This is a genomic window from Paraburkholderia atlantica (assembly GCF_009362785.1).
Classification (GTDB): domain Bacteria; phylum Pseudomonadota; class Gammaproteobacteria; order Burkholderiales; family Burkholderiaceae; genus Paraburkholderia; species Paraburkholderia atlantica.
Map to the genome: position 1 here is coordinate 1 of NZ_WHNQ01000090.1, position 9208 is coordinate 9208.

At 59.2% G+C, this 9208-nt stretch carries 12 protein-coding genes and 3 pseudogenes; 4 read left to right on the plus strand and 11 right to left on the minus strand.

What is annotated here, in order from left to right; genetic code table 11:
- Positions 1 to 29 precede the first annotated feature (29 nt).
- The 7 genes and pseudogenes from GCT19_RS39710 to GCT19_RS39740 all read right to left on the minus strand — a co-directional run.
- On the minus strand, positions 30 to 308 hold the full coding sequence (locus tag GCT19_RS39710; protein WP_018437023.1) for a hypothetical protein: 279 nt from the start codon (positions 306 to 308) through the stop codon (positions 30 to 32).
- A gap of 23 nt (positions 309 to 331) precedes the next feature.
- The gene (locus GCT19_RS39715; protein ID WP_018437024.1) at positions 332 to 670 is read right to left on the minus strand and encodes a hypothetical protein; all 339 of its coding nucleotides are present in this window, start codon (positions 668 to 670) and stop codon (positions 332 to 334) included.
- Between the two features lie 30 nt (positions 671 to 700).
- Entirely contained in the window at positions 701 to 1012 is a 312-nt protein-coding gene (locus GCT19_RS39720; protein WP_152854938.1) for a hypothetical protein, read from the minus strand.
- A 1-nt stretch (position 1013) separates the two neighbouring features.
- Complete coding sequence (locus tag GCT19_RS39725; RefSeq protein WP_152854939.1) at positions 1014 to 1328, minus strand: hypothetical protein; 315 nt, start codon at positions 1326 to 1328, stop codon at positions 1014 to 1016.
- 349 nt (positions 1329 to 1677) lie between these two features.
- A pseudogene (locus GCT19_RS39730) lies at positions 1678 to 2256 on the minus strand (IS6 family transposase); the annotation flags it as partial.
- A 275-nt stretch (positions 2257 to 2531) separates the two neighbouring features.
- Positions 2532 to 3551: an IS110 family RNA-guided transposase gene (locus GCT19_RS39735; RefSeq protein WP_026228993.1), complete on the minus strand. Its 1020-nt coding sequence runs from the start codon at positions 3549 to 3551 to the stop codon at positions 2532 to 2534.
- 125 nt (positions 3552 to 3676) lie between these two features.
- Positions 3677 to 3823, minus strand: a pseudogene (locus GCT19_RS39740) (IS6 family transposase); the annotation flags it as partial.
- Here GCT19_RS39740 and GCT19_RS39745 point away from each other — a divergent pair.
- Positions 3779 to 4120 (plus strand): annotated as a pseudogene (locus GCT19_RS39745) (hypothetical protein); the annotation flags it as partial. The pseudogenes GCT19_RS39740 and GCT19_RS39745 sit on opposite strands and share 45 nt — an antisense overlap.
- A 466-nt stretch (positions 4121 to 4586) precedes the next feature.
- Here GCT19_RS39745 and GCT19_RS39750 read toward each other — a convergent pair.
- Both GCT19_RS39750 and GCT19_RS39755 read right to left on the minus strand, forming a co-directional pair.
- A complete protein-coding gene (locus GCT19_RS39750) occupies positions 4587 to 5222 on the minus strand; it encodes a response regulator (RefSeq protein WP_018437937.1) in 636 nt (211 codons plus the stop codon).
- Positions 5223 to 5224: 2 nt separating this feature from the next.
- On the minus strand, positions 5225 to 5539 hold the full coding sequence (locus GCT19_RS39755) for a hypothetical protein (protein ID WP_018437938.1): 315 nt from the start codon (positions 5537 to 5539) through the stop codon (positions 5225 to 5227).
- A gap of 556 nt (positions 5540 to 6095) precedes the next feature.
- Here GCT19_RS39755 and GCT19_RS39760 point away from each other — a divergent pair.
- From GCT19_RS39760 to GCT19_RS39770, 3 genes are read left to right on the plus strand one after another with little or no spacing between them, the layout of a single operon-like run.
- Positions 6096 to 6884 carry a TIGR04255 family protein gene (locus GCT19_RS39760; protein ID WP_018437939.1) on the plus strand — a complete coding sequence of 263 codons (789 nt, stop codon included), beginning with the start codon at positions 6096 to 6098 and terminating at the stop codon, positions 6882 to 6884.
- A 23-nt stretch (positions 6885 to 6907) separates the two neighbouring features.
- A complete protein-coding gene (locus GCT19_RS39765) occupies positions 6908 to 7522 on the plus strand; it encodes a helix-turn-helix domain-containing protein (protein WP_152854940.1) in 615 nt (204 codons plus the stop codon).
- A 9-nt stretch (positions 7523 to 7531) separates the two neighbouring features.
- Positions 7532 to 8383, plus strand: a complete 852-nt coding sequence (locus tag GCT19_RS39770; RefSeq protein WP_018437941.1) for a hypothetical protein — start codon at positions 7532 to 7534, stop codon at positions 8381 to 8383.
- Between the two features lie 149 nt (positions 8384 to 8532).
- Here the strand turns inward: GCT19_RS39770 and GCT19_RS44070 are convergent, their stop codons facing one another.
- Positions 8533 to 8745 (minus strand): hypothetical protein, encoded by a 213-nt coding sequence (locus GCT19_RS44070; protein WP_018437942.1) that lies wholly within the window; start codon positions 8743 to 8745, stop codon positions 8533 to 8535.
- 63 nt (positions 8746 to 8808) lie between these two features.
- A complete protein-coding gene (locus GCT19_RS39780) occupies positions 8809 to 9117 on the minus strand; it encodes a hypothetical protein (RefSeq protein ID WP_152854941.1) in 309 nt (102 codons plus the stop codon).
- Positions 9118 to 9208 lie beyond the last annotated feature (91 nt).

The following is a 9208-nucleotide window of genomic DNA, read 5'->3' on the forward strand; positions in this document are numbered from 1 at the left end:
ATCTGTATGTCCTCACATCAGCGATGTAGTCAGAAGGGCTTGTACCATTCCTTGCATGTCGAGAATCCGTCATTCCAGCCCTGCGCGTACATCGAGTCTTGCGCGAAGCGGGTCGGGTCTTTGGTCGCCTGGACGTACGGGTTGCCTGCTGCGCTCAGTCCACTACGGCATCCATCAGCGTGCCCGTCGATGTAGGCGGGCGGCTCGCCTTCCCTCTGGAACTGCGCGGTGTAGCTGTCCGGCATCGTCTGGCACGCTGTCACGAGCAGCGACGACAGCACGAGTGCAATGCGGCATCGGGCTTTCATTTTTCGCAAACCTCCGCAACTCATCAATAAGCCCACGCGATATGTCCTCGCACATAATCGAGCGGCATCGTGGGACTGGCGTCGTCGCCGTCCACTGTCTTTCCGACCCACAGCGCACGACCCGCGACCGTTTGATTCGGCCACAGTCGACAGTGAAAGAACGCCTGCGGGTCCTTCTGGTAGCCGTCCTCGTCCAGATACATGACGTCCGGGCCCGCATCATGCAGACGCACAGCCTGGATATAGTCGCAGTGCATGAAGGAACGGATTTCCCGCAGGACAGTGGGGGCGTCGACTGCGGTGCGCTCTACCGCTTCCACGGTGCGCGTCCAGGGATCGATCAGGTAGGCGGTCCTGGTCATGGCTGGACGTACTCGCGCGATGCGTCGCCATCAGGTCGAGGGCGACCCGGACTGCGGATGCCGGAGCCAGCCCTGCGGCTCGCTCGAGCCGTCCCACGCATCGAGCGCGGTGCGCGCCGCCTCTAATGAGTGAAAGTAGAACGTGTCGGTGCGCCCGCACGGACGAACGCCCGTCACGAGTGCCCACTCCCACGTGTTGATCTCCATCAGCGCGACCACGCGGCCATCGGGCAGATAGCGTAAGGGCCGCGAGTAGCCCATGCGCGCGAGCGCGGCATCATCGGGCTCGCCCTTGAAGGCGGGCGTGAGGAATCGCCGGAGTATTTCTAATGGCAACTGCATACTAGATGCCCTCCGGGTAGCGCGACGACAGGAGCCCGAGCGTGATCGCCTCGTCGCACGTACGCATGTTCAGCGACCGGAAGCCGAGGAAGCGGCAGTCCTCGCCCAGCACTACCTCGTCCCAAATGCCATGTGCATCGGAATAGATCATCCGGTCGCCATAGTCGAGCCAGCCGGCCCGGATCAGGTCGTCGATCACGCCTTCGATGTTGTTCGTGACACTCCGGCCGAGATTGAGATCCGTCACGCACACGAAGCGCACGGGCACACTGCCCGAGCGCACCATCCTCCACTTGACTTTGTAAACAGAGCGCATGGTATCGTTCTCTCCCTCGTTAACGGAATACAAAGGCTTGTCCGGCGAAAGGCAACAGTGTAACCGCGCCGCACTCTGACGCGCAGATGCGGGTCGCATCAACCCTTACCACCGCCCGCCCTCGAGTCTGCCATCGGGAAAATTCCCGGGATTCCGCACGTTCGCGCACTATTTATTTTGCGTTTGCCACGTAGCCCCCTAACGATCTGCTGCTCGGACGGGCGCGTAAGCTTCTCTTGGGCTTCAGCGAGCGCCTTGTCGATCTCCGCGCAAATATCGAGGTACGCCTCGTGCCGGTTCTGTCGCAGTAAGAGCGAGAGGTCGGGCAAGACCGATTGGTATGGATTCCTTATCCAGCCAGCGAATAGAACTGCTGTGCGGGAGTTTGGCCAACGCCGCCATCGTTCAATTGGCCCTTGACGATCATGTGCATGACTTCGATGCCCCCCAGGAGAATGCGGGCGCAACGAAATTTCTTGAACCCGAGCATCTGGGGGGGCCGGCGCTTGATCGCGCGGTGATCCTGTTCGATGATGTTATTCAGATACTTCGACTGACGGATCCTGATCGGCGTCTCGCGCCCGGCGTTGATAGCCCCAAGCGCAGCGAGATTCGCCCCACTCCTGTCGATCGTCACCACCTCGGGTTCGCCGTTCCACTCAATCGACTTTTCAAAGTAGCGCTTTGCGGCAGCCTTGTCACGGTGGGCGCACAGCAGGAAATCGATCGTGTCTCCCGCTTTGTCCACGGCCCGGTACAAGTACTTCCACTGTCCCTTGACCTTGATATACGTCTCGTCCACGCGCCAGCTCCTGCCGACTGCGCGCTTGCGACGTCGAAATGCCTTTTCCAGAGCGGGCAGCAACTTGATCGCCCACCGGTGCACGGTTGAATGGTCGACATCGATGCCGCGTTCAGCCATCATCTCTATATGAACGCGTCCCTTTGCGCCAGTTCTCGCTTGTTGTGACAGACAGGATGGGCTGCTGCTCTATGTCCGGGCTTGTTGCAGCCCAATAGGCTACGACCCCCTATGAAATCCGCTGGCCCGCGCCTCATTCTTCAAACGAGCCCGAAGCTCTAGAGATGATTCAGGCTTGGCGGGCCCCGGTCCTACCTGGCTTGTCATCACACTCGACTACTGCGCAACCTTTCGACATTCACCCTGTGTCAAACGTTGATCTTCTACATCGCGTGAGCCATTCAGGCCGGCTTCACGCTGATATAGTCCTTCCGGTATGGCTGGTCATGGGCCAGTACGGCCCAGATCGTTCGCGCCATCTTGTTGGCCAGTGCGACGACCACGACATTCTTTGGCCGCCGCTTCTTCATCTGCCCGATCCACTCACCCGGCTCCTTTGTGTGCTCGAGGACGCTACGCGCACCGTGGATCAGCAACGTGCGCAGATACGTGTCGCCCTTCTTGCTGATCGCGTGCAGATTCACCTTGCCGCCCGAACCCGTCTGCCTCGGTACAATCCCAACCCATGCGGCGAATTCCCGCCCTGAACTGAACGCTTTCGGATCGCCCATCATCGCGACTGCCGCCGTTGCCGTCAGCAGTCCGACGCCGGGAATTTCGCCGATCGCCTTTACCGATTTGTCTTCCTTCTTCCACTCGCGCATGCGGCGCTCAATCTGCGCTACCTGCTCGTCCAGCTTCGCCAGTCCGCTCCACTGCTCGCGGAACGTGTCAATGATCACAGCAGGCAGACGTTCAGCGAGCCGTTCGAGTACCACTGGTATCTCCTTGTCCAGTTTGCTTCGGCCCTTGCTCATTACCTCGCCGTATTCCGTCAGCAATCCTCGAAGGCTATTGATCTGCATCGTTCGGAACTTGAGCAGTTGCTGCCTCATCCGGTGCAGCCCAAGCATCGCTTGCTGCATCTCGGTTTTTACCGCTACCGGCTTGCCTGGCTGCTGTACTGCTAGCCAGATCGCCCGGGCGTCCGCCGCATCGTTCTTATTGCGGATGTTGAACGCCTTCACAAACTCCCCCGGCATCAGCTTCACCTCGTGGCCCATCTTCGTTAGTTGCCGGGCCCAGTGGTGCGCACCACCGCACGCTTCCATCCCGATCAGGCACGGCGCACGGTTCGCGAAGTGTTCGAGGAACTTTGCCCGCTTGATCGGCTTGTTCACGATCTCGCCGGTGTCCTGATCGATGTAATCCAACTGGAACACGTTTTTCGCGATGTCCACACCAACTGCTGTACGATTCATCACTGGATCCTCCGGTCGCCTCGGAAAACTTCCTATTTTCCACGTGGGCACGTCGATGCCGTTGGCCCCGTGAGGATCCACCTTGCTTTGCTCACTCGGTCACGGGGTGGGACGCGTTCATTTCATTCTTCCAGATTTCGCAGGCTCAGCCCATAGGCCACATACCAGCGCACGCACATCAGCATGACATCGAGCGGATAGTGCAGTCGCTTCAGAACCTTCGCAATTCCTGGGGTAAGGGTCGTTCGTGGTGTCGGTGCCTTCTTCATCATCGGGTCAGTACAGGTTCGTCAGACACGCATTCTAGCGTCCCCGCACTAATGCGACAGAACCAGAAAAAGGGCGAAGGCAATGCACGCAACGGTAACCGTTACCTTGCCTGGGCATTCGTCGAAGCCGCAGCTGGAGCGCTGCGCTGCTGTCCACAGGCCAGACGTTTCTATGATCGCAAAAAGTCAAAGCGCCTGCCCGTCGTGGCCATGAAGGCGCTCGCACACAAGCTCGCGCGTGCCGCTTATTACATGATGCGGGAGGGCAAACCCTTTGACCTCAACCGATGTTTCGGCTGACCTTGGCGGGGGGTGACGAGCCCGCCGGCTTTGTTGGCATCAAACCAGCAAGTTGATTGGGACACCCCCCGGCCATCCCCGATGCAGCGTAACGACTGAGACGCCCAGACCATGAGCCCGAGCAAGCCTGGTACCCAAACGGGTAACCACATTGTTGTCTCAACTCCTGGACATTGGCCTGGTACCGATGGTTTTCTGGGGCTCCACGCGTGAGCCAAGGGCGAGGCCAGAAGACCGGCACTCGCCTTGAACCCGATGGGTGACTGGTGCGGATCAGTTCCGCAACCAGGTGAACGAAATACCGGATGCGTCGCGGTGCTTCGCTTCACGCGGGGTTGGCGAAGGTTTCGCAACAACGCAAGGCCGCGCCTTGTGCGTAGTGCTGTACCGCTTTCCAACGGCCTTTCAATGGGTGACAATGCCGCGGATCGGTATCCGAGCCTCGCCGACCTAATTCGCAGGTAGTCTAGTTGACGCAAGACAGTCCGTGCCGGATCGCGTACCGGATCACGTCGGTGTTGTTCGTGATGCCGAGTTTCTGCATCAGCCGCATCTTGTGGGTGCTGATCGTTTTTGCACTGAGCGCGCACACATCCGCGATTTCGTTAAGGCTCTTTCCCGCAGAGAGCATTTGCAAGACCTGAAACTCGCGGTCTGACAGCACTTCATGCGGTGGCACGTCGCCGCGGTGCCTGTCGAAGACCATTGCGTCGACGAGCCTCGGATCGATGAAACGCCCGCCGCCCGCGATCTTGCGGATGGCTTCGAGCAACACGGCGGGGTCGCTGTCCTTTGTCAGGTAGCCCGTCGCGCCTGCACGCAGCGCTCGCGACGCCACCTGCGCGTCGTCGTGGATGGTAAGTACCAGCACTGGCAGCGCAGGCTGCTCGACGCGCACGCGCCGGACGAGGTCGATTCCGCTGATGCCCGGCATGGTCATGTCGAGCAGCAGCACGTCGACGGCGCAGCTGCGCAGCTTGTCGATCAGTTCCGAACCCTGTGCAGCTTCCGCGGCGACGATCATGTCGACCGTTGTCGCGATGATCTGCCTGATCCCGCTGCGCAAGATCGCGTGATCGTCCGCAATGAGTATTCTGATCATGTTCAGGCACTATTCCACGAGCGCACGCTTCTGATCGGCGCTGGCCGCTCGATCAGCTCATCAATCAGATCGGCCAGTTCACATAGTGCCTGAAACTCTGATTCGTCGAGTTGGTCGACGTGATAGAGCCGCAGATCGCGCATGGTTTCGCCAAGACGCTTAAGCATCTTCGGCGTGCTGTCGAGCAACGGCCAGCAGTGCATCAGATACGCAAGCAAGGTCACACGACGCGTCTCGCACCACTCATCGAACAGTCGTAGACAGACCGAATTAATTTCCTCGACGGCGTTCTCCCGCTCCGACAGATAGGCGATCATGATGCACCGGTTTTCCAATTGCGCTTCGACGACTCATAGTCAGCGACCAGAATCCCTGTCACATTCAGCGGAAGCTGGAAAAACGAGGCGCGGCATCCTGATTTTCGCATCAGGAAATCCTTACCCGGTACCCCGGCTTCTTGCGCTTGCGCGCTTCACCCGTCTTTAGTCTGGCTTTATATGGCATTATTCAATGCTGGCTTCATGATGTTGTTGCGCTTTTACACAACCCGCAGCATCTTTGCAATACCCCCATCCGGACAAAGCCCAATCGACGTAACACGGCGGCGGAGCCGGGGAAGCGACGCCACCGTTTTGATTCGGCGGCCGGTCTCTATACGCTGGTGTGAGCGGTGGAGGATATAAGGGCCGGTTCATGGTCCGCGTGCGCTCGTTCGCACGCCACGTCGGGTGTCCAGCGACATGTCGCTCCCCGCGACGGCAGGCCGCGGGCCGGTTCTGAGCAGTTCTCCTTGTGAGTGTGTCAACTACAGTGTAAACTGACAACTGAAATGTCAACCTCACGTTTTCGCGCCCGCTGATCATGAATGGACGAATGGCCAATGCGCCGGTCTACTATGCCTTGCTGCAGGCGCAGTTCAACCCGATCCCGGCGATGGAAAAATACGCTGGGGAAGTGCAGGATCTGCTGCGCCGCGACGGGTATACGCTCTTCGAAGAGCAGGCGATGCCGCAACTGGAGTTCGTCTTCGAAGCTAATGACGCACCGCCTGTCCCCAAAGTCGGGACCCTGAAGGTCTGGCGGATGACTACGGCAGACCGTACGTCCAGTTTCGTGCTCAGCCCGACGTTCATCGCCTTTCATACTACCCGCTACGACACGCGCCGACAGTTTTTGCCAACCGGATTGCGCGGGCTTGAACACGTTCACAAGGTTGTGGGTCTTGATCATGTGAGTCGCCTAGGTCTGCGGTACCTAGATGCTGTGCAGCCGCGCGAGGCAGAGACGGTCGATCAGTATCTTGCTGGCGGCCTGCGCGGCGTCCAGTTTGGTGCGGTCGAGCAATCGGCATCGAGCGAGCAGGTATTCGAGACGCAGCCGGGGGTTTTGGCTGACCGGGGCATCCTTGTGGCGAGGGTGCATCGCGCCGTGGCTCCGCTTGGATTTCCGCCGGACGTAGCACCGCACGGACTCGTGATTAAAGACCGGTTCGCGAAGCAGGAGCCGCAGCGTCATGCGGTCATCGACACGGATCATTTCGTTCAGGGGCGATTTCCGCTTGACTTCGCGTCGCTCGCGAGCCAGCTCGAGGCATTACACCGAGATATCCGCCGGGCGTTTGAGGCGATCGTTACGCCTCATGCCCTAAAGGCTTGGTCGTAAAAAACTAATCAGGAGACGGACATATGCAATCATCATTGCCTGCGTTTGGCGCTGCGAAGCATTACCCGGTGATGTTCCGGCCGTTCATTGGGACGGGGTCTGCATATCCGCTTGAGAACGTAGACCGTTGGAGCGGGTACCTTTCACCTCGATCAGGACTCTTTGTCAGCGATGACACGGCGGCGCGGTCGCCGCGCAGGCGCCCGCGCGCGGATATCCGGACGGCGAAGGAACATCTGGAAAATGTCCGCGCAGTGCTGAATCCCGCTATTGGCGATCTTGCGGTTCTCTTCGACGTGTCGCGCCAGGCGATCTACAAGTGGCTGTCCGAAGAGTCGATGCCGGACGCGGACAGGCTCGCGCGCATCAGGACGTTGAGTCAGATCGCTGACGCGTTCAAGGCGGCAGGAGTCGCGCGCGCGTCGAGTCTCCTGAAAATGAAAGCGTTTGAAGATCGCTCCCTGTTCGACATCCTGGAGGCCGGGGAGGACAGTTCGGCGGCCGTGCAGACTTTGATTGAAGAGGCTCGGGCAATGGAGCGATCCTATGCACTCGCAGGTCTTTCGAATACCGCGGCTCCAGCCACAGCAGACTGGCAATCGGATGTTTCGATTCCAGGTGCTGCCGAGGATCGCTGAGGGGGCGGGATGCCGGGACGTGACAGTGCTTGGCGGCAAGGCAGTCTCATCGTTGACGCTCATGCGTCGAACCTCGGACTCGTCTTTGATGACGGCGGTCAACATCGCGTCGTTGTCATCTCGCACGACTGCGATCTCGCCAACGACAGGGAGCCCTTTGTCGAGTGCATCGTCGCGGACATCGTTGCGACGGCGGAGCCAACGTTCACTCGTGCCCGAAACGTACGCCGGCTTCATCTCTCCTACACCACGGGGGAAGGGCAGACGCTCGCGCTTGAACTGCGTCACGATGCCCGAAGCGTGGTCGGTACGGCGATGTTCGATGCGATCGCTGCCAATCCGGATGCGTCAGTCACACTGAATGCCGATGAGAAGAGGGCACTCAAGCAATGGCTGGCCGCGCGGTATGGTCGTCCGGCTTTCCCGAATGCGTTCGAGAATCGCCTTCGCCGAAAACATAAGGGCAAGACGGTTGAGCAACTGACCGGCAAGCTCCTCGAGCCATACAACGCCCATCTGGTGGGCGTTTTCTTCGACCTCGACACAGTGCGCTTTCAGGACCTCGAAGACGGTGAGCCTTACTTCCTACGCATCACCGTTGCGTATGACGCTACAGAAGGGGGGCCGGTTGCGCGTGCTGCAGCCGAGAAAGCGGCCAGCGAGATTTCCGAACTATTCACGAGCGTCTATGGCAAGCCAGAGAAAGCTAAGGAAATTGCTCTTGAGAGTAGTGTCGCCGTCGCGGATACACATCTCTCGCTGGCAGATCTTCGACGGGTTGATCAGTGGCGCCTCGAATACATGAGTCTTCGAGCGGATCCGCCTGAAGATTTTCTGGCTGTCGGCGAGACACCTGCATAGGGTACGCGACGTGGACCAACATCGTCCGATGACCATGTACGGATATCGTATGGAAGACCCACGCATCGGGAAGCGACAGGCAAACTGAAAAGATCGTTTTTTCATTAGTATGCGAGGGGCGGTCCCTCCGCCCCTCTCGATGCCGCAGTCTACGAAACCTTTGAAAGTCCGTCGTAGTTCATCAACTTCCTGAACGGAATGCGGCCTAACGAGGAGTTGAAACGATACCCTTCCAACATCCCGCAATCCTCGGCGGTCTTGAAAAGCACCAGCAGTTCCTCGATCGAGGAAACGCCCAAGAGAATACAAAGAGCCGGCTGATACTTTTTCGACTCTGCCTTCGCAAAACGGTTGTGGTGCAAATAGCGCTCAAGGATCGACCAGACGAACGTCAGCCACCAGCAAACATCCGCAAAGTTCCAGATTTACTTCCCTTCGTCAACAAGGTCCACGTTTAGTTTGCTTTTCTGGAAAGTAAAGTTGAACTCACGGCACGTTGGGTTACCGCCCCACGGGACTTTCTTTGGGGATGAAACAACATCACTTCGCGGGACGGCCCGCCAGGCGAACTCGTGCGGATCACCGCCGATGTCGCCTTCCATCGCGATGTCCTGCGCGTCGCCGTGCCCGGTCCGGTCCGGCGACGGCTTGTGCTGTCCGGGGCAGGCCGCGGCAACGCTGCGCGACGCCCAGCTTGCGCTCGATTTCCTGGGCGGCATGGACGAAGCTAGCATGCTAGAGTGGGGGCGTGTCCGCTACCGGGGAGCGTAATTTGGTTCAGTCCGTTCAGCAGCGGATGCCCGCTGCCACCGATATTTGCCGCCT